Here is a 20,236-nt window from a genome sequence, read left to right as displayed (position 1 = left end):
ATAAAGTACGGGTTTTTAAGTTTTTATTTCTTGTTATTGGTTAAAATCATTTAATTATCAATTTCATACTTTTCATTAATAAACAGTGATTTGATATGAAATATCTTATTTTAATTGATTAAATTAATACTATAATTAATTAAAATATTTTTATTACAAGTGTTTGATTAAGTATCCAAAAGATGGGACTGACCGGGCGAAGCTGTATCCAGCCAAGCAGGTTTCTGGTCAGTTCCATTTTTATAAGTTGACAGTAAAAACAATGAATTCAGAAAAGTCAAATCAATGTTTTTGGAAATTCTAAGTCTGAACAGTCAACTATCCTTTTTAGGATCATTTTAAAAGATCAGTTGAAGCTTATAGTTAATCATTATTGAAGCAAAAGATGAAAAGAATTTTAGTAACTGGAGGTTCGGGCTTTTTGGGCTCCCATCTCTGCGACAGGCTATTGAAAGAAGGAAATGAAGTGCTTTGTGTAGACAACCTCTTTACTGGTAGAAAGTCAAATATCCATCACCTATTGGATGAAAAAAACTTTGAGTTCCTTCGTCATGACATCACCTTTCCCCTTTATGTAGAAGTGGATGAGGTTTACAATCTAGCTTGTCCTGCGAGCCCGGTTCACTATCAATTTGACCCAGTCCAGACAGCCAAGACCTCGGTTATTGGAGCCATCAATATGTTGGGTCTCGCCAAGCGTCTGAAGGCAAAAATTCTACAGGCCAGTACTTCTGAGGTTTATGGTGATCCTGAATTGCATCCCCAACCGGAAAGCTATAAGGGAAGTGTCAATACGACTGGGATAAGGGCGTGCTACGATGAGGGAAAAAGATGTGCAGAAACTTTATTTTTTGATTACCACCGACAGCATGGTGTGGACATTAAGGTAATGAGAATTTTTAATACTTATGGCCCTCGAATGCACCCTAATGATGGACGGGTGGTCAGCAACTTCATTGTGCAAGCACTGAAAGGTGAAGACATCACCATTTTTGGAGAAGGTAATCAGACCAGAAGTTTTTGCTATGTAGACGACTTGATTGAAGGCATGTATCGATTGATGAATTCAAGAGATGGATTTACTGGACCAGTAAACATTGGCAACCCAGGCGAGTTTACCATGATCGAACTAGCGGAAATTATTTTAGACCTTGTGGGAAGCAAAAGTAAGTTGAAATTTATGCCACTTCCCCAGGATGATCCAATGCAGCGGCAACCTATCATTAATATGGCCAAAAAAGAATTGGATTGGGAGCCTAGGGTTAGACTTAGAGATGGCTTGTCCGAAACCATTTACTATTTTGATAAACTTCTAAACATGACAACAGTATGAGCAAAGTCCTCAATGTAATCCTTTCTGGAGGAGTGGGCAGTAGATTATGGCCACTTTCTCGCAAGAGCAGGCCAAAACAGTATCTTCCCATTTTTGAGGGCGAAACCTTATTCCAAAAAACAGTCATGCGAAATGCTTCTTTCTGTGATGAAATAATGATCGTGGGCAATAAGGATAATTATAAATTGTCAGATCAGGATATGGAGGGATTGAAAATAAAGCAATATGACCAGTTGGTAGAGGCCAGTCCGAGAAATACGGCAGCGGCCATTGCTTTTTCAGCTTTTCATGCAGCGGAAGAAGATATCCTGTTTGTTACTCCTTCAGATCACTTGATAAAAACGGGCGAAGCTTATTCATCGTCCGTCGGAAGGGCTATTGAACTGGCAGCACTTGGAAATATTGTCACCTTTGGTCTTCAGCCTACCAAGCCAGAAACTGGATATGGTTATATCGAAACCAATGGAGAAGAAGTTAAAGCTTTCCATGAAAAGCCTGATTATAAAAAGGCAAAGTATTTTGTGGAAAAAGGCAGTTTTTTATGGAATTCCGGCATGTTCTGTTTTAAGTCAGGTACCTATTTGAATGAGCTCAGAAAGTATGAACCAGAAATATTTGAGCAAGCCTATGCCGCTTACATGCTGAGAAAAGGCGTTTTTCTTCCGTCCAAAGAAAGCATGAAAATCCCTTCAGTTTCGGTGGATTATGCTGTCATGGAGCGTTCTGAAAAGATCAAGGTTGTTCCATCCGATTTTGTATGGTCTGACATGGGATCATTTGAATCTATCTATGACTATTTTAAGGAAAAAGGCCATAAGATAGATGCATGTGGGAATATGGCCATTGGCATGGAGGCTCATACGGAATTTACAGGACTGGAAGAAACCATATTAATCTCCACCATAGATGCCGTTTTGGTCCTTAAAAAAGAAAACTCCCAAGAGGTAAAAGAAATTTTTCAACGTCTGGAGAATGATAAGCCAGAATTGGTCATGTAGTGAAATGGAGCGATTAACCATAAACCCAATCATCATCCTTAAACACCATATAGGTTTTTCTTTAGATTATGAGCGCAGCGAATAGAGTTATTTTCAATACCGGTATTTTATACGGTAGGATTATCGTTACGGTGGGGATATCCTTATTCACGACAAGAATTGTGCTCGATGCTTTGGGTGCTGTAGATTATGGGATTTTCAATCTAATTGCAGGAGTTATTGTGATGCTTGCATTCTTGAAAAATGCCATGGCTACATCGACTCAAAGGTATTTGTCATTTTATCAGGGGAAAAAGGATGAGAAGATGCAATCTAAAGTTTTTTGGAACAGTTTGCTCTTTCATTTGATTTTGGGGATTTTCATCATGGGAGTGCTGGAAGTTGCTGGGTTGTTCCTTTTTGATGGTTTCTTGAATATTCCTTCTGATCGGCTGGATGAAGCTTATCTGGTCTATCATTTCATGGGGGTAAATGTATTTTTTCTGATCATTTCTGTGCCCTTTAATGGATCTTTGGTGGCCCATGAGAACATGCTTTTTGTGGCCATCGTCAATATTATAGAAGTACTACTCAAGTTGGCTATCGCCCTTTCACTCTATTCTACTTCTAAAGATAAATTGATTTCCTATGGGATTCTGATGGCAGGAATTAGCAGCATTAGCTTCGTGTTTTATGCTATTTATTGTATCAGGACGTATTCAGAATGTAAATTAAACCACTGGAGAGGTGTGGATAAATATCTTATGAGAGAATTGGGGGCTTATGCCGGATGGAACTTGTTTGGATCTGTTTGCAGTTTGGGGAGAACTCAAGGCTTGGCCGTTATTCTCAACTTATTTTTTGGGGCGATTATTAATTCGGCTTATGCCATAGCCAATCAGGTTGGTGGACAGCTTATGTTTCTCTCTACGACCATGCTTAAATCCATCAATCCGCAGATCATGAAAAGTGAAGGGAATGGCGACCGGAAAAGAATGCTAAGGCTTTCTATGATTGCCAGTAAGTTTGGGTTCTTTTTGCTTAGTATAATAGCAGTACCATTTATTTTTGAGATGGATAATATACTTCATGTATGGTTAAAAGAAGTGCCTGATTTTTCCGTTGCATTTTGTAGAATGGTTTTGGTGGCAGCGATCATCAATCAACTAACGATAGGGCTTCAGTCCGCCGCCCAGGCCACTGGTAGAATAAAAGCATACCAAGCTACTGTGGGTGGGGTTTTGATCCTTAACCTGCCTTTGGCCTATATTCTGCTAAAATGGGGCTTTGAGGCATATTCAGTTTTGGTTGGCTATGTTTTTATTGAGCTTACCGCCGTTTGTCTAAGGGTTTATTTCTTAAATAAAATAGCTGGACTTTCTGTCAAAGAATATTTGGATCGGGTAATCAACAAAGAACTTTTACCTTTTGTGGTTTTGCTTATTACTTGTATGCTGTCCATCACCATGATGGCTTTTGAATTCCGGTTTTTGGTAACCATTATTTTATCGGCAATAAGTACTTCAGCTGCCATTTTCAAATGGGGACTTTGTGATGATGAAAGGCAGATTTTATCAGGAGTCTTTCAGAAAATCAGACTAAAAATTTCTTACAGTTAATCAATAAGCAACACATGGAATATATTTACTATAAAGACAAAAAGGGTAATTTTGGAGACGACCTTAATGGTTGGATGTGGCCCAGAATTTTTGGCAAAGAAGACCTCTCTGATGATCTTGCTTTTTTAGGAATAGGTACCATTTTATATGAGGACAATAGAAATCTAGCGCGTATAGCAGAGAAGAGTAAGATTGTTTTTGGAACAGGTGTAAGGCCAGTTCATCGAGCTTTTTCTTTGGATAATACGTGGGATATCAGGTTTCTTAGAGGTCCTTTATCAGCCAATCAATTTGATCGTAAGTTTGATTACATTTCAGATGCGGCCTACGCTCTTAAAATACTACCTGAATACGAGGAATTGATGAATATTCCGAAAAAATACGAGGTGAGTTTTATTCCTTATTTTAAATCTGAAAGCTATTATGATTGGAAAGCAATATGTAAGGATTTGGGAATACACTATATTACAACCCATACTGATAAAGGAGTAGATTTTACTTTGAGGGAAATAGCTGCTTCCAAGTGTATTATCTCCGAGGCGATGCATGGGGCGATATTAGCTGATGTTTTTAGAATTCCTTGGAAACGATTTATACTAACCACTCCCTTTACAGAAGGGGAAAGAATTTCGGAATTCAAGTGGGCTGACTGGATGAATTCTGTGGATATTTTTCAGCATAATCCCATCTATGTGCCTTTATTTAAAAAAGGCCGTTTCAATTCACTTATCAAACAAGTTAGTGGAGGAAGTATAGAAGCCAATGTTTTTTTGAAGAAAAAGGTGAAGGACAATATTTATGCTGCGCTTTCAGATAAGCGAGTGGCTTACAGTTTGTCCCCTGAAAATCGGATTCAGGAAGTTTTTGATTCAATGGCAATGCAAGCGGAAAAACTCAATAGGGATTTGCAAAAGGCCTTGGTAGGATGAAAGTAGTTTATATTACTTATCCTTTCTTTTTGGATTTTTCCATTGAGTACATCAAAGAACTCAGTAAGCGAGTGGAGCTACATGTTTATGTGCTGACCTCGGAAGATAAACTTTCTGGAACTATCTTCAAGATAGATGGGCTTCCTGAGCGTGAAAAAGTAAGCCATCCATTCGAAGAAATCAAAGGGATGCTCAAAGATGCCAATTACTTTGAATCCTATTTGAAGGATTGCAAGAGGTTTGATTTAGTATTTTTCCCTAAAAAGAGAGTGGGGATGAAAGGACTTCAAAAAAACAGGCAATTTGCAAAATTGATCAACGGAATACGGCCTGATGTTGTGCACTTTGATGACATTTCCATTTTATTGTTTGCCATGCCATTTTTCTTAAAGGTAAAAAATTGGGTGATTGATGTTCATGACCCTAAACCACACTCTGGAGAAGCTGATTGGAGACGTAAAATGATCCGGACATTGATGTACCCAAGGGCAAAAAAGTTTCTTACCTATTCTGCTCATTCGAAAAGAACCTTCGAGTCTATTTATGGCATTTCAAAGCCTGTTAATAACCTTTCCCTAGTCCCTTACACATTTTACGACCGATATAAAGAATTAGCTACTGAACAGCTTATTGAAGGGGAATATTTACTTTTTATAGGTAGGGTGTCAGCTTATAAGGGAGTGAGTGATTTGTTAGAAGCTTTTAAAATAATATCAAAGGAGTACCCAAAAATAAAATTGGTTATTGCAGGAAAATGGAAGTCCAATTTTTCAGTGGAAGAAGATGTTATCAGTGACCAAGTGATCATTATTGATCGATTCTTGGAAAATGAAGAAGTAGCCGGGCTGATACGAAAAAGTAAAGGTGTGATTTGTCCCTATAAAGATGCCACGCAAAGTGGAGTCGTCATGACAGCTTTGGGGCTCCGAAAAGAAATAATCGTTTCTAATGTGGGAGGTTTACCCGAAACTATCATCAATGGTAATGGAATAGTCTATGATAGAAATAAAGAAGATGGTCTTTTAAAGGCCATAAAACAGCTTTTGGATAGAAAAAAATCTGGTGAGAAAATTACTTTGAGTCCGGAAATACTTCCTCCCTACAATGTGGACAAGCTGATCAAATTTTATCAAGAAACCTATTAGGACAATGGCCAAAAATAAAGAGCTAATACTGTTAACCAAGCGCTTTCCATTTTTTAAAACGGAAGCTTTTTTAGAAAGTGAGATAGATATTTTGGCAGAGCATTTTGATACGATTAGAATTTTCCCCTATGAAATAGGAAACTATTGTAGACAAGTGCCTGAAAATGTGGTGGTAGATACAACCTTCTCTAGGGTTTACCAGCGCAAAAAATCCAGGGCCATCCAAACCTTGGTTTCGAGAGAATTCAGAAAAGCAGTTGCGGACCATTTTTCTCATTTGAAGGGCCCAAAAGATCTGAATATGCTGTTGAAATTTGTGTCAAACGCAAGGGCTTATTATTGTTTTTTCGAGCAACAATTAGAAGTGATTAACAAGGAGGCATTAATTTATACTTATTGGTTCAATGAAGCTACTTACGCCCTTCTCAATCTAAAGTTACAATATGGTTTAGCTGTCAATATTATTTCTAGAGCACATCGCTTTGATATTTATGAACAACTTACAACTACCCGTTCATTTTGGCCCTATCGACGTTTTTGTTTGGAAAATATAGACCGACTTTATTCCATTTCTGAGGATGGCAAGCATTATTTAGAAAAAAGGTATAAGGTGCAAAAAGAGATAGAAATTGCACGTTTGGGGGTGCATGATCGTCAAAAAATGGCCAGAAGGTCTTCTCTTGGAATAATTCAAATCGTTTCTGTTTCACGGATTGCTCCTATGAAACGTGTTGATTTTATCAGACAGGCAGTGCTTCAATATGCTTTTGAGCATCCTAATAATAAGATCGTGTGGACTCATTTTGGGGACGGTCCAGGCATGGAGGAATTGAACCAAACATCTGATATACCAGAGAACCTTGTGATGGATTTTAAAGGGCATGTCAAAAATGATGAAGTTTACGGATTTTACGAACAACATAGCGTAGACCTATTCATAAACTTGAGTTCATCAGAAGGTATTCCTGTTTCTATTATGGAAGCCATTTCATTTGGCATTCCCATCGTGGTCACAAAAGTGGGTGGAACAGGAGAAATAGTAAGTGAAGTCAATGGAAAATTGTTATCAGCAAATCCCACTTTGGAAGAAGTTGTGAAAGCGTTTTCAGATGTAATAAAGAGAAAACTACAGGCTGAGGAAATCAGACGATTTTTCAACAGTCATTATAATGCCAACACAAACTATCAAGCGTTTGCTAAATCCTTAGCAGGAATTAAAGAAGCTGAAAGTGCACCCGTTGATCAATACAGCACCATTCACAAATGAATAAAATTGTATTTATTGCCATTTTCATCTATTCCATTGGAGGATTTGTTTACCTTAATTGGCAAGGAAAAAGATCCAATCATATGTTCATCAGTTTTTTTGTGCTAATGGTTGCATTTGATTTCGGGACATCTTTTCATTCTTTTTTAACAAAAACCAATTATGAAGGCACCATGGTGGATCGATTGGGGGTGTTTGGCAACTCGCTCTGGATTTCTCTAAGTACATTAGTTATTCCTATTGGTATTTTCTTCGGTTATCAGCAATTTCCTAGAATTACCCTAAAAAACTACAAATGGGAATTTATAGTATTGGTGATGTGTTTGCTTTCCTTTTTTAATCCCATGAATCCCTATCCAAAAAGCATTCTGGTATTTTTATGTTATGCTTTGCAAGTGTTCTTTTCAGTCAATTACATCAAGGCCAATTTCACACAAGGAGCAGTATTGAAAGGTATCCATAATGGGCTTATGGTAGTAACTGTGCTACAAACGATGCTCGTGATCATGTATCCTATTTTAGGGATTGAAGCTGCATTAACGTTTTTCAAAGGAGAAGATATGATCGATTATGCCCTAAAACGTGAAGGTTATTCTTCGGCAGTTGGAATATTTGGACACCCCGGAACATTGGCGCTGTTTTCTTTGATTACCGCCATTTTCTTTCTCTCCGCATATTTGAATGATTTTAAGAGAAGAATCTCTTTAGGCTGCTTTTTAGCAAATATATTCATTATACTACTTACTTTTTCGAGGACAACTTATGTCACTAGCGCCATCATTATTGGCATCGTGTTGATCTCATATAAATCCAAAAAGAGTTTTTTCTCCCTTAAAAATATGGCTTTAGCAGCCGGAGGTTTTGCGATGTTTATTGGTATTCTATTTCTTACGCCATTAAGTGAATTGTTTTTGGCTAGTGATTTTGAAAATCAGATTGAGGTAAGGTTTTCGAGCTGGTTTTTAGGTTATGAAATATGGGAACGTTCAAAGCTGTTAGGAGTAGGTATCAACTCACATGTCTATTTCATGGGACATTTCATCAGGATCACCCAGGATTTGGCCGTGGTAGATTTTATTACCACCAACCCTATTCATAATATCCATTTGATCATTTTGGCAGAAACTGGATTATTGGGTATGTGCATTTGGTTATTCTTTTTTGGGAGTAAAATTTCCCGCCATACGAAGTCATTAAAAACCGAAAACATAGCAGTTAATATTTTCAGCCTCGCGACCATTGGTTTATTGATTTCAATTTTCATCTATGGCTTTTTTGGCTGGGCTCCCCTGAAACGGGAAATGATTACATTAACCTTTTTGGTGGCACAAGTACACGTATTTAAAGCATATAATTTTCGTCAAGAGCCACGTTTTGAAGCCTCTCAGCTCAAGGCCATCTAAAGAATTTACTACTGAAATTTATGACAAAGAAGCTTACCATCTACTTTCAAGGCAATACCCAGTTTGAGAATACAGGAGATGTTTTGATCAATAAATCACTTTTGGAGATTTTTAGATCATATGGCAATATTGTGGTCAATGATCAAAAGCTACCGGATTATTATAAAGCTGCCTTGAAACTGAAAAAGGAAGAGTTCAGCACCAATGGGAAAGGGGGATTCTATCAACAGCTTTTTGGCAATGCGTTCAATAGTATTTTCCGAAAGGGACATAAAGTGATGATGGTTGCAGGGCCTCCAGGTCACATTTTTGGAAACTCTAAAAAGAAAATCAAGAAGAACCTTGAATACAGTGTTTTCCTGTTTTTGCTTAAAATCATGGGGGTTAAGATCATCAGGCTTGGTTTTTCAATGGGCCCCGTTGGACAACAGCAAGCGCTCAGTGAGCGGATCAGGTCATGGTTTACGGATCATTATCTGGTGAGAGATTCTATTTCTCTTCAATTGGCTCACCGGATAGGGATCAATAAAGCTCAGTATTTTCCAGATTTGGCCTGGATGTATTCGGCCAATGGCGTGGATCTTTCCCTGGCCAATAAAAATGAAATCATCTTCAGCTTTAGGGATTCCATTTATAAAGATGACTCTGGAGACACTTATCAGGATAAGCTCATAAATAGTCTCATTTACCTAATGGATCATCTAAAAGATCGCTTTAGGATTAAAATTACTTATCAGGTACTTCAGGATTATGCATTCTGTAAAGCACTGTTTGACAATCTCTCGAAAAGAGGATATCCTGTAAGTTTTGTAGAAGAGCAGATTACATTGGAAAATGCTGGAGAGGCGTATAAAGATGGGGTGGCCATCATTACCAATAGACTTCACGGAGCGCTATTGGCTGCCAAATATGATGTTTTGCCCATTGTGCTGACGGATGTGGACAAGCATTTGAAAATCAAAGGGATCTATGTTGATGCAGGCTTGGAGGAGTTACTTATAGATGCCAGCTTAAGCAATGAAGCGCTGATGGAAAAGATCAATTTGTTGCTTTTAAAGCGTGAATCAATCATTAAAAAGTTGGATGATATTGAAAAGCAATACCATTCATACAGCACAGAAAGTCTGAAGAAGATCATGATGAAATGATCACTCCTCTGAAGCAATAAAATTGCTTTTACTTTTTAGACTAATTGATGCAAACTACACCAAATCCACTCATATGAAATTACTTTATTTATCCGGAGCTCCCCGGGTATCCACCCAATTGAAAGCTGATGCAGGTGGAGCCAGGGCCCATATTATGGGAGTGATCAATGGTTTTAAAGACCTTAATTGGGATGTATCCGAGTACATTGTAGGGGACAGGATTATGAAAAGCGGACATAAAACCGATTTTCAGAAAAGCCTTTCTAAGAGCTATTTTAAACGTTTTTTAGCGGACATCATCCGCATTACTTATGGGATGTACAATAACCAACTTTCCTTCAAGAAACATAAGGATATAGATTGTGTATATGAACGTTTGGGGGCTTTTCAATTGATGGGTTTGAAGTTCAGAAAAAAAGGTGTTCCATGGATTTTGGAAACCAATAGCGTGCTTTACGAAGAGGCAAAAAATGATAGAAAGAGTATAATCCTGGCCGATGTTTGTAGAAAGATGGAAGCGAAGGCTTACCAATCATGTGATTACTTGATCTGCGTTACGGATGAGTTGAAAGGGATGATAATAGATCACTTTGATATTGATCCTGCCAAGATTTTGGTGGTTCCCAATGGTGTCGATACCAATCGCTTCAATCCAAATAAGGTGACAGCTATTCGTGAGCATGATGAATTTACAGTGGGTTTTGTAGGCTCTGTGATTGCTTGGTGTGGGGTGGATGTGCTTATCAAGGCGGTGAAGATCCTTCAAAAAGAAATACCGATTAAGGTTACGGTGGTGGGAGACGGTTTGGCCAAGCAGCAATGGGAGGAAGATTGCATCCAATCAGGTTTGGAAGAGACAATCAAATTTGTAGGTAGGAAATCGTGGGATCAAGTACCCGCATATATTGGAGGGTTTGATGTATGCTATTCCGGTCAGGTAGCGACACATTCTGGTAAAATGTATCATTCCCCTTTAAAAATCTACGAATACCTATCGATGGGCAAGCCGGTAATTGCAGCAAAATTTCAGGATGCCACCAAGATGATACAAAATGGTGAAAATGGCTTTTGCTTTCAATCTGGTGACGTGGATGACCTGATAGAAAAAATAAGAGCAGCTTATACGCTTTTTCAGCAAGGGAAATTTGATGCTAAAAAGATTCGAAAGCATGTGGAAGATTCACATAGCTGGAAATCCCGGATAGAATATATTCTAAAAGAAACTAAAAACCTGAATTGATATGGCTTACAAACTACTAGGGACAGAAGTAGATGACTTTAATTTAAATTCCCTACTTGATTTTGTGGTGAAATCTGTGAGGACTGAGGAAAGAAATATCATAATCAGCCAGAATCTTCATGGTATTTATACCTATCACAAGAAAAATTCGGCAGAGCTAAAAAGCTTGTACGCCATTGCCAAAAAGCGAATTGACGGTATGCCTATCGTATGGTTGGGCAAGGCTTTGGGGTATCCGTTGGAAAAAGAAAATCGGTTGACTTGGGTGGACCTGATGGATCCCTTGATGAAAAGAGTTCGGGACGAAGGGCTGAAAGTATATTATCTAGGGGCAGATGAAGCCAGTGTATCCAAAGGGGTACATGTTCTAAAAGAAAAATTTCAAGGTCTACAGATAAATTATAGAAATGGTTTTTTTGATCAGAAAAAAGATGCGGCCGAAAACAAAGAAGTAATCGCTCAGATCAATGCATATAAGCCTGATTTATTGATTGTCGGTATGGGGATGCCCAGACAGGAACATTGGATAGTGGATAATAAGGACTCCTTGAATGCCTATGTAATCATGACCTGTGGTGCTGCTATAGAATATGTGGCCGGGACGGTCAGTACACCACCAAGGTGGATGGGCAGAACTGGTCTGGAATGGCTGTATAGGCTGCAAGAGAATCCAAATAGATTTTGGTTCAGGTATTTGATAGAACCCTGGTATATTTTTAGGTTAGCAGCCGATGACTTGAGAAAAGCCCGAGCAAGAGCCTAACACTTCTTATGAGTATCCAATAGATTCCCTTGGATTTATATTTTTCTGACATTGATTCTTCCCAAATAGATTAGACTTATTTCTCCCCTCTTAATTTAATCATCATGCTATTTAATTCCTTGGACTTTGCGGTTTTCTTGCCGCTGGTGTTTCTTATCTATTGGTTTGTTTTTCCTAAAAATATCAAGCAACAAAATGTAATGTTGCTTATTTCCAGCTATGTTTTTTATGGTTGGTGGGACTGGAGGTTTCTTTCCTTGATTCTGTTCAGTACCATCTTGGATTATATGTTGGGGAAAAGAATGGGAAATAGTCAAAATGAATCCGATAGAAAGTGGCTTTTGGCAACAAGTGTAGTTGTGAATTTGGGATTTCTGGGTTTTTTCAAATACTATAATTTCTTTGCGGATAGCTTTGTTCAAGTATTTACATTTATGGGACAGCCGATACACCCAAGGGCTTTGAGTATTGTCCTGCCGGTGGGGATTAGTTTTTATACCTTCCAGACATTAAGTTATTCTATAGACGTATACAAAAGGAAATTGGAGCCTGCTCGTGATTTTATCAGCTTCGCCACCTTTGTAAGTTTTTTTCCACAACTCGTAGCAGGTCCTATTGAGCGGGCCACACATTTGTTACCGCAGTTTTATAAGAAAAGAAAGTTTGATTATGCTTTGGCTGCTGATGGGAGCAAACAAATGCTTTGGGGTTTTTTTAAGAAAGTGGTCATTGCAGATAATTGCGCAGAGTATGTGAATATAATTTTTCAGAATTATGAAAACTATTCTGCCAGTACCTTGGCTCTGGGAGCAGTGCTTTTTGCTTTTCAGATCTATGGGGACTTTTCAGGATATTCGGATATAGCTATTGGACTTTCCAGGCTTTTTGGCTTTGACCTGATGAAAAATTTTGCCTTCCCGTATTTCTCCAGAGATATAGCAGAGTTTTGGAGGAGATGGCATATTTCCCTTTCCACATGGTTTAGGGATTATTTATATATCCCATTGGGAGGAAGCAAAGGAGGGTTGGGAATAAAAATCCGAAATACATTTATAATTTTTTTGGTGAGTGGATTTTGGCATGGAGCCAATTGGACTTTCGTCATTTGGGGGGCGCTCAATGCACTCTACTTTCTCCCCTTGTTATTGGCAGGAAAAAATAGAAACAATTTAAATCAAATTGCGGAGGGGAGGTTATTACCATCCTTTAAGGAGGCAGGTCAGCTACTGATTACGTTCAGTCTTACTTGCTTGGCGTGGGTGTTTTTTAGAGCAGAAAGCGTAACAATGGCTTTTGATTATATCAGCTCTATGTTTTCTATATCCATTTTATCAAAACCACAAGTGTTTCCTATAGAGATAATTGCCTTAGTGGGTTTGTTTATCATGATAGAATGGCTTGGACGAGAAAGTGATTTTGCAATCCAAAGTTTGGGGATAAAATGGCGTAGACCTTTTCGATACGGTGTGTATTATGGCGTTTTTATGCTGATCTATTTTGCGGGTAATTTCTCAGATGAAATTGAATTTATCTACTTCCAATTTTAAAGCATTATGAAAAAGTATTTCCAAAAACTTTCTTCTTTTTTACTGGGTGTAATGGCCATCAATATTTTAGTGACTTTTGTCGTGGACGGGCTCTATTATGAACCCTACACCAAAATGATGAGGGAATCGAAGGGGCAAGATATCAAAGGAATTATTATGGCCGATTCTCATGGGTTACCATTAAAGCAGAATCTTAGCGATAAGGGTATTGTGAACATTTCATGGGGGAGTGACTCCTATGAAGATATGAACAATAAACTGCAATTTTATCTGAAACATCATGATCTGGATTATGTGATCATTTCGGCAGACAATCATCTGCTATCCAATTACAGGGAAAACCTGAATAATGTTGAGGCTTCTATCAATTATGTAGATCCTGAATTTTCAGATTATAGCCTGACAGGATATTTATACTTGAAGTATATCAAGAGATACTGTTCGGTCATTAGCCCAAAAAATAGGGATATCTTTTTAGCAAGGTTAAAATCATTCCTGAAGAAGAACCTCGTTCGGAAAAGTTGGGAAGAGAAAGAGGATAAAATAGCAAGAGGGGAAAAAAGGGTTAGATTACATTTTGATAATTTGAGAAAATCTGAAGTGCTATCACAAGATTTATCCGATATGATCGAAATGTGTGAAGCCAAGGGGGTTAAAGTTTTTGGTATCAAATACCCATTGACATCAGCGTATTTACGGGCCATGAATTCATCCAATTTTGGATCGGATAGTGTGATGAAAGCCTACGGCTGTAGGATACTCGATTTTCAAAAGATATTTATGGAAAGAAATGATCTCTTCTCAGACGAAGATCATCTCAACCTTGAAGGCGGAAAGCTGTTTGCCAATATGATCGAAAATGATGTGTTAAATTTTAGGGCTTCAAAAGAGTAGATCGCTACTTTCTGGGTTTTGATGATAAGGTCTTATTGTGTTTTTGGGCTTTTTTTGATTTTTACATACCATGTGAATGCCCAAAACTATAAAGCAGAAGATAGTATACCTGCTCATCCACGAATTTTATTATCTGGCTTAAAAAAGGATGTTTTAACAAACCTTAATTCAGGTCCATGGAAAGAATTGCATGACATGGTTTTAGAGGAAGCGGAAACAATTATACACCAGCCAGTTACTCAAATGAAACTACGCGGAAAAACGATGCTCAAGCCAGCACGAGAAGTTTTTCGGAAAGTGTTTTTCTTAAGTTATGCCTATCATTTTTCTGGAGAAAAGCAGTTTGCTAAAAGGGCTATTGAGGAGCTCAGCTGTGTAAGTGCACTGAAGAATTGGAATCCGCAGGTATTTTTGGATCTTGCTGAATTAACCATGGCAATGGCTATAGGCTACGATTGGCTCAATGACGCCATGACGGATTCAGAGAAACAGTTAATTTCAAAAGCCATTTGGGAAAAGGGCTTGGAACCTTCTTTTGACACCACCTACAATACTTTTCTAAAATTGGATAATAATTGGAATCAGGTCTGCAATGCAGCTATGGTATGGGGGGCAGTGGCGGTATATGAGCAAGCCCCTGAGATGGCTGAAAAAATAATTTCCCGTGCACTGGAATCTTCTCAATTACCCATGGAAAAGTATGGTCAAAACGGGGTTTTCCCAGAAGGAGTTATGTACTGGACATATGGTACTTCCTTCCATGTGCTGATGCTGGAATCCATCAAAAACCTAATGGAAAATGATATTTCAACATATTTTTCCAAAAGCTTTTTGCAATCGGGAAATTTCTTTTTGCACATGACCTCAAATACTGGAAAGGCCTATAATTGGAGTGATGCGTTGGAATTACAATATCCAAATCCAGCCATATTTTGGTTGGCCAAAGTGCAGAAGGATCCTACATTGATTTGGAATCAAATCAAGTTTTTTGAAAAGGGACAATTGAAAAATTTAAAAAAATCCAGGCTTCTTCCCGCTATTATTTTATTGGGCGCGGACATTTCTTTAAATGACACAGCACCTCCTCAAAAGAAATTTTGGGCAAGTAAAGGAAATAATGCTGTGGTAGCCATGCGAAGTTCTTGGGAGGACAGCAATGCTATTTTTGTGGGATTGAAATTGGGTAATGCCAGAGAACATCATGCCCATATGGACATGGGCGCTTTTGTAATGGAAGCCGAGGGGGTTCGTTGGTCAATGGACTTAGGGATGCAAACCTATTATTCACTTTCTTCACAAAAGGTGGACTTGTGGAATAGTAGTCAGCAGGGAGGACGTTGGCAGGTATTTAGGAATAATAACTATGGTCATGGTACTTTGACTTTGGACGATTCTCTACAGGATGTAAATGGCCAAGCAAAGTTGATACGCACCGGTGAGCATGAAAGTTTCCAATATGCGATCGGGGATTTAACTGAAGCGTATTTGCGAAAGGATCGCCAGATTTACAGAGGAGTGGCCATCATAAAAAAAGAGCAAGCAGTGATTCGAGATGAAATAGCTGCATCTTCTAAACCGGTTCATGTGACATGGAGAATGATTACACCAGCTAAAGCCCAGATTAAAGGGAAGAGAATCACGCTTTTCCACAAGGGGAAACGCCTAGAATTGGTCTTGATGGCTTCAGAGAAAAATACAATTAAAGTCAGACCGGCTCTATCAAAAAACAAATACGATGCTCCAAATAAGGGGATTAGCATGATCGAAATTGAAATGGAAGTTCCTGCCAATAAGGCAGCATCTATTCAAGTAAATTTGCAGCCGTTAAAAGAGCATCATTGTTTGCAAGCCATTCCAATTTCTTTGGAAAACTGGGGCAAAAATACCCTTCCTGACCAATAAACTACATTGCTTTCTCCATCCAAAATTGAAATCGATTAACCTTTATATACTTTAACCCAGATACCTCTGGAAATTTCCTGCAGTTTTTATAGCGCTATTGTTTAAGAAAAGTTTTAAACCAACAATTTAATGTAATCACATGAAAATCAAGAAAATCTGTTGTATTGGTGCGGGATACGTAGGTGGCCCCACCATGGCAGTTATTGCCCAAAAATGTCCCGATGTCTACGTGACGGTGGTGGATATTAATGAAACGAGAATCAAAGCCTGGAATGATGAAGATCTGAACAATCTTCCGGTATATGAGCCAGGGCTGGATAAGGTCGTTGCGGAAGCAAGGGGGAGAAACTTGCGTTTTTGCACGAATGTAGAGGGAGCTATCCAAGAGGCTGATATGATCTTTATTTCTGTCAATACCCCGACAAAAACCTATGGGGAAGGAAAAGGACAAGCCGCTGATCTAAAGTGGATAGAGCTTTGTGCTAGACAAATCGCTGCTGCAGCTGAGTCCGATAAGATCGTGGTGGAAAAGTCAACCTTACCCGTAAGGACAGCCGAGGCCATCCGAGATATTTTAGAGAATACCGGGAATGGAACAAAGTTTCAGATTTTGTCCAATCCAGAGTTCTTGGCTGAGGGAACAGCCATAGAAGATTTGATGGCTCCTGACCGCGTATTGATTGGAGGTGATACGTCCACGGAGGAAGGCTTGGAGGCCATGGAAGCATTGGTGGAGATCTATAATTCATGGGTGCCTCGGGAGAAAATCCTGACGACCAATGTTTGGTCATCAGAACTTTCCAAACTTACGGCAAATGCCTTTTTGGCCCAAAGGGTTTCCTCCATTAATGCCTTGTCTGAGCTCTGTGAAAATACAGAAGCCAATATCAATGAAGTCTCCAGGGCCATCGGTACGGACAGTCGAATCGGTAACAAATTCCTGAAGGCATCGGTGGGCTTTGGTGGTTCTTGTTTCCAAAAGGATATCCTTAACCTGGTATATATCTGCAGAACTTATGGATTGAAAGATGTGGCTGATTATTGGGAGCAGGTTATCAAAATGAATGACCACCAGAAAGGGCGTTTTGCAAAAAACATTATCAAATCACTTTACAACACGGTAAGTGGGAAGAAAATAGCCTTTTTGGGTTGGGCCTTTAAGAAGGATACCAATGATACCCGTGAATCTGCTGCCATTTATGTGGCGGACCATTTATTGAGTGAGGATGCCAAAATTACTGTTTTTGACCCTAAGGTTAGAGAGGAACAGATGTATGCGGATATTGACTATTTGAACACCAGAAATAAGGTGGACAACAGAAAACTAATGAAATCGGAACCCTGTCCCTATGAAGCGTGTAAGGGAGCACATGCTATCGCTGTTTTGACAGAGTGGGATGAGTTTGTGGATTATGATTGGCAGAAAATCTATGATAATATGCTTAAACCAGCTCAAGTATTTGATGGGAGAAGTATTTTAGATAAAGAGAAACTAAAAGATATTGGTTTTAGAGTTTATACCATTGGAACTGCATGATTGTTTTGATAAACTCTCTAGACTGCAATATCAGAGGAGAATCAAAAGGGAAAATACTGATTCTCCTCGATAAGCTTGTTTTTTGATGGACCAAACACAGAATGTATTTTTTAAGTCCAGAGAAACGCATAAATAAACTAACGACACATAAAATTTGACTATGGAGAAATTAGAGGAAAAGATTTCTTTTCAAGGGAAATCCATGGGTGAAGTAAATGAACAATTAAGCCGATTCGAGAAAGGTTTTCCTTTTTTACCGATCGTGCGCCCTGCGCAAGTCAATGATGGAATACTGAAGCTTAATGAAAAGGAACTTGATGAATTTTCAAGACTGTACTGCCACTCCAAAGAGGCACTGAAGGTGGCGAAGTTTGTGCCTGCCAGTGGGGCTGCCTCCCGAATGTTTAAAAAGCTATATGAGTTTTTGGAAAGCAATGGCTACCTGTTTTCTTATCCGATAGCGGAGGAATTTATCCAAAACATCAAGAAGTTTCCGTTTTATAGTGATTTGGATATCAGCCTAAGAAAAGTAGGAAGTTTTGTTGACCTGGCCTTACAGGAAAAGGATTTTAAGTTGATCATATCGCATGTGCTTCATCCAGAAGGACTGGACTATGGGCAATTGCCGAAAGGGCTTTTAAAGTTTCACAGATATGAAGACCATGAGCGTACACCAGTCCATGAACACTTTATAGAGGGTATTAAATATGGCATAGGAAAGGAAGGTATAGTGCGACTTCATTTTACGGTTTCAGAAGAACATTTAGAGGGCTTTATCTTGGAAACTGGAAAAGTAAGTGAAGTTCTGGAAAGTAAGTTTAAGGTAAAGTTTGAAGTTACTTTTTCCCAACAGAAATCTTCGACAGATACCTTGGCGGTTGACATGGACAATCAGCCTTTTTTGGATAATGATGGAAGTGTATTGTTTCGTCCGGGTGGGCATGGAGCTCTGTTAGATAATCTTGAAGAAATGGATGCTGACCTGATTTTTATCAAAAACATAGATAATGTAGGAGGGGCAAAGTCTGTAGAAATGACCAAAAAATACAAAATGGCCATGGGCGGGCTCTTGCTTCAGACGCAGTCAGAAATTTTTGATCTGATATATCGTCTCAAGGCAGGTCAAGAAGGAATCAAGAAAGAGGTGGAGTTATTTCTTAAAAATAAACTGGGGATCAGTTTTCCTGAGACTTATGACCACCTTTCTGAATTAGAAAAAGAAAGATTCTTGACACTAAAGTTGGAGAGACCTATTAGGGTATGTGGCATGGTGAGGAACACGGGCGAACCAGGTGGCGGACCATTTTGGGCAAAAGATAAGGATGGATCTGTTTCGCTTCAGATTGTGGAAAAAGCACAGATCAATCCATTGCATCAAAAGGCATTGCTGACCGAAAGCACGCACTTTAACCCTGTGGACTTGGTCTGTTCCATTAAAAAACCAAATGGAAAGAACTATCAATTGGCTGATTTTTCTGACCCAGAAACAGGTCTCATCAGTGAGAAGTCAAAAAGTGGAAAATCACTGAAGGCTTTGGAGCTCCCAGGGCTATGGAATGGGGCCATGTCAGATTGGAATACGCTTTTTGTAGAAGTTCCACTGGAAACCTTTAATCCAGTGAAGATTATCAATGATCTTTTGAGGGAACAACACCAAAACCTTTAGGGAAAGACACATGTCCACTCAAGAGTTAATCCTAAAAAGTTCATGGATAAGGCGTAATTATGGCATTTTATCAATATGTGGTGGAGTCTGTAAAATGCTACCCTCACCTGTTTGTAGTTGGTCAGGTGAGGTTGCCTTACTTCCACGTACAAGCCTACTAAGACTTATACAACATTATTTAAGTAACAAAATCATATGTTTATTTTGGACGCAAAGTCTTTATTGAAATTTATTGCCTTGACACTGGTGGGGGCTATATTACATGCCTGCCAGCAAGATGAAGGTCTTGGAGAAGTATTGATTTATGAAAATGATTTTTCTCAGGAGAACCTAAAAAATATTAGAAATGGAAGGCTGAGGGAATTTAATGATAAAATGGTACTTGGAAATTATAATAATGAGGAAATAATGTTGACCCTGAACGATCTTCCGGCTCATAAAAGCCTTAAGGTTGATATAGAACTTCTTTTGCATGACTCCTGGGACGGCAATGCTGATATAATAAGTGGACCTGATATTTGGTATTTTAATTTGGATAATCAAACAGCACTTCATGCTACTTTTTCCAACCAACCCTGTGTTTCCACCTATTGCTTGAGCCAATCCTACCCTGAGGCTTATGGCAGACATACTGACCCCAGGACAGGAGCAGATGAGGTCGAATTACCGGGACTGTGCAAGTATGCAGATTCTCTGGGATGGACTTCCCGATATAGCATTTCAAAAATCATCAGACACAAAGGGGGTAGTGCGATTTTAGTTTGTGGAGATCAAACTGTACAAAACTATCTGGAAACCAGTCAGCGATGTGATGAAAGTTGGTCCATATCAAGGATATCCATCAGCATAGTAGAGTAAAGCAATTG

Annotated in this window: 16 protein-coding genes; all 16 read left to right on the top strand. The window is 38.8% G+C overall.

Annotated features, from left to right (window positions below):
* Positions 1-385 precede the first annotated feature (385 nt).
* The 16 genes from IFO69_RS19275 (at position 386) to IFO69_RS19200 (ending at position 20,228) form a co-directional block, all read left to right on the top strand.
* Positions 386-1,333 carry a UDP-glucuronic acid decarboxylase family protein gene (locus tag IFO69_RS19275; protein ID WP_192011778.1) on the top strand — a complete coding sequence of 316 codons (948 nt, stop codon included), beginning with the start codon at positions 386-388 and terminating at the stop codon, positions 1,331-1,333.
* Positions 1,330-2,331, top strand: coding sequence for a mannose-1-phosphate guanylyltransferase (locus tag IFO69_RS19270; RefSeq protein ID WP_192011777.1), 1,002 nt, complete (start codon positions 1,330-1,332; stop codon positions 2,329-2,331). The genes IFO69_RS19275 and IFO69_RS19270 overlap by 4 nt, the downstream gene beginning before the upstream one ends.
* 68 nt (positions 2,332-2,399) lie before the next feature.
* A complete protein-coding gene (locus IFO69_RS19265) occupies positions 2,400-3,929 on the top strand; it encodes an MATE family efflux transporter (protein ID WP_192011776.1) in 1,530 nt (509 codons plus the stop codon).
* A gap of 14 nt (positions 3,930-3,943) precedes the next feature.
* On the top strand, positions 3,944-4,858 hold the full coding sequence (locus tag IFO69_RS19260) for a polysaccharide pyruvyl transferase family protein (RefSeq protein WP_192011775.1): 915 nt from the start codon (positions 3,944-3,946) through the stop codon (positions 4,856-4,858).
* On the top strand, positions 4,855-6,003 hold the full coding sequence (locus IFO69_RS19255; RefSeq protein WP_192011774.1) for a glycosyltransferase family 4 protein: 1,149 nt from the start codon (positions 4,855-4,857) through the stop codon (positions 6,001-6,003). Before IFO69_RS19260 ends, IFO69_RS19255 begins: the two co-directional genes overlap by 4 nt.
* Before the next feature lie 4 nt (positions 6,004-6,007).
* Entirely contained in the window at positions 6,008-7,270 is a 1,263-nt protein-coding gene (locus IFO69_RS19250; RefSeq protein WP_192011773.1) for a glycosyltransferase, read from the top strand.
* On the top strand, positions 7,267-8,673 hold the full coding sequence (locus IFO69_RS19245) for an O-antigen ligase family protein (protein ID WP_192011772.1): 1,407 nt from the start codon (positions 7,267-7,269) through the stop codon (positions 8,671-8,673). The genes IFO69_RS19250 and IFO69_RS19245 overlap by 4 nt, the downstream gene beginning before the upstream one ends.
* Before the next feature lie 20 nt (positions 8,674-8,693).
* On the top strand, positions 8,694-9,821 hold the full coding sequence (locus IFO69_RS19240) for a polysaccharide pyruvyl transferase family protein (protein ID WP_192011771.1): 1,128 nt from the start codon (positions 8,694-8,696) through the stop codon (positions 9,819-9,821).
* Between the two features lie 73 nt (positions 9,822-9,894).
* On the top strand, positions 9,895-11,061 hold the full coding sequence (locus IFO69_RS19235) for a glycosyltransferase (RefSeq protein WP_192011770.1): 1,167 nt from the start codon (positions 9,895-9,897) through the stop codon (positions 11,059-11,061).
* A gap of 1 nt (position 11,062) precedes the next feature.
* Positions 11,063-11,824, top strand: a complete 762-nt coding sequence (locus IFO69_RS19230) for a WecB/TagA/CpsF family glycosyltransferase (RefSeq protein ID WP_192011769.1) — start codon at positions 11,063-11,065, stop codon at positions 11,822-11,824.
* A gap of 104 nt (positions 11,825-11,928) precedes the next feature.
* Positions 11,929-13,371: an MBOAT family O-acyltransferase gene (locus IFO69_RS19225; RefSeq protein ID WP_192011768.1), complete on the top strand. Its 1,443-nt coding sequence runs from the start codon at positions 11,929-11,931 to the stop codon at positions 13,369-13,371.
* A gap of 6 nt (positions 13,372-13,377) precedes the next feature.
* A complete protein-coding gene (locus IFO69_RS19220) occupies positions 13,378-14,265 on the top strand; it encodes a hypothetical protein (protein ID WP_192011767.1) in 888 nt (295 codons plus the stop codon).
* A 243-nt stretch (positions 14,266-14,508) separates the two neighbouring features.
* Complete coding sequence (locus tag IFO69_RS19215; protein ID WP_192011766.1) at positions 14,509-16,167, top strand: heparinase II/III domain-containing protein; 1,659 nt, start codon at positions 14,509-14,511, stop codon at positions 16,165-16,167.
* A gap of 139 nt (positions 16,168-16,306) precedes the next feature.
* Positions 16,307-17,704: a nucleotide sugar dehydrogenase gene (locus IFO69_RS19210; RefSeq protein ID WP_192011765.1), complete on the top strand. Its 1,398-nt coding sequence runs from the start codon at positions 16,307-16,309 to the stop codon at positions 17,702-17,704.
* Between the two features lie 160 nt (positions 17,705-17,864).
* Positions 17,865-19,370, top strand: coding sequence for a DUF4301 family protein (locus IFO69_RS19205; protein WP_192011764.1), 1,506 nt, complete (start codon positions 17,865-17,867; stop codon positions 19,368-19,370).
* A gap of 195 nt (positions 19,371-19,565) precedes the next feature.
* Positions 19,566-20,228 (top strand): hypothetical protein, encoded by a 663-nt coding sequence (locus IFO69_RS19200; RefSeq protein WP_192011763.1) that lies wholly within the window; start codon positions 19,566-19,568, stop codon positions 20,226-20,228.
* The last annotated feature ends 8 nt before the right edge of the window (positions 20,229-20,236 follow it).

The organism is Echinicola arenosa, from assembly GCF_014841125.1.
In the GTDB taxonomy this organism is placed as follows: Bacteria; Bacteroidota; Bacteroidia; order Cytophagales; family Cyclobacteriaceae; genus Echinicola; species Echinicola arenosa.
The sequence above is the reverse complement of the archived record's forward strand: the minus strand, read 5'-3'. Positions and strand labels throughout refer to the sequence as shown.

What these genes read in the sequence shown, in the direction of transcription:
- IFO69_RS19250 (WP_192011773.1), top strand. Translation starts at nt 6,008, where the DNA reads ATGGCCAAAAATAAAGAGCTAATACTGTTAACCAAGCGCTTTCCATTT.
- IFO69_RS19225 (WP_192011768.1), top strand. Translation starts at nt 11,929, where the DNA reads ATGCTATTTAATTCCTTGGACTTTGCGGTTTTCTTGCCGCTGGTGTTT.
- IFO69_RS19270 (WP_192011777.1), top strand. Translation starts at nt 1,330, where the DNA reads ATGAGCAAAGTCCTCAATGTAATCCTTTCTGGAGGAGTGGGCAGTAGA.
- IFO69_RS19215 (WP_192011766.1), top strand. Translation starts at nt 14,509, where the DNA reads ATGAAACTACGCGGAAAAACGATGCTCAAGCCAGCACGAGAAGTTTTT.
- IFO69_RS19275 (WP_192011778.1), top strand. Translation starts at nt 386, where the DNA reads ATGAAAAGAATTTTAGTAACTGGAGGTTCGGGCTTTTTGGGCTCCCAT.
- IFO69_RS19240 (WP_192011771.1), top strand. Translation starts at nt 8,694, where the DNA reads ATGACAAAGAAGCTTACCATCTACTTTCAAGGCAATACCCAGTTTGAG.
- IFO69_RS19210 (WP_192011765.1), top strand. Translation starts at nt 16,307, where the DNA reads ATGAAAATCAAGAAAATCTGTTGTATTGGTGCGGGATACGTAGGTGGC.
- IFO69_RS19265 (WP_192011776.1), top strand. Translation starts at nt 2,400, where the DNA reads ATGAGCGCAGCGAATAGAGTTATTTTCAATACCGGTATTTTATACGGT.
- IFO69_RS19200 (WP_192011763.1), top strand. Translation starts at nt 19,566, where the DNA reads ATGTTTATTTTGGACGCAAAGTCTTTATTGAAATTTATTGCCTTGACA.
- IFO69_RS19255 (WP_192011774.1), top strand. Translation starts at nt 4,855, where the DNA reads ATGAAAGTAGTTTATATTACTTATCCTTTCTTTTTGGATTTTTCCATT.
- IFO69_RS19245 (WP_192011772.1), top strand. Translation starts at nt 7,267, where the DNA reads ATGAATAAAATTGTATTTATTGCCATTTTCATCTATTCCATTGGAGGA.
- IFO69_RS19205 (WP_192011764.1), top strand. Translation starts at nt 17,865, where the DNA reads ATGGAGAAATTAGAGGAAAAGATTTCTTTTCAAGGGAAATCCATGGGT.
- IFO69_RS19220 (WP_192011767.1), top strand. Translation starts at nt 13,378, where the DNA reads ATGAAAAAGTATTTCCAAAAACTTTCTTCTTTTTTACTGGGTGTAATG.
- IFO69_RS19235 (WP_192011770.1), top strand. Translation starts at nt 9,895, where the DNA reads ATGAAATTACTTTATTTATCCGGAGCTCCCCGGGTATCCACCCAATTG.
- IFO69_RS19230 (WP_192011769.1), top strand. Translation starts at nt 11,063, where the DNA reads ATGGCTTACAAACTACTAGGGACAGAAGTAGATGACTTTAATTTAAAT.
- IFO69_RS19260 (WP_192011775.1), top strand. Translation starts at nt 3,944, where the DNA reads ATGGAATATATTTACTATAAAGACAAAAAGGGTAATTTTGGAGACGAC.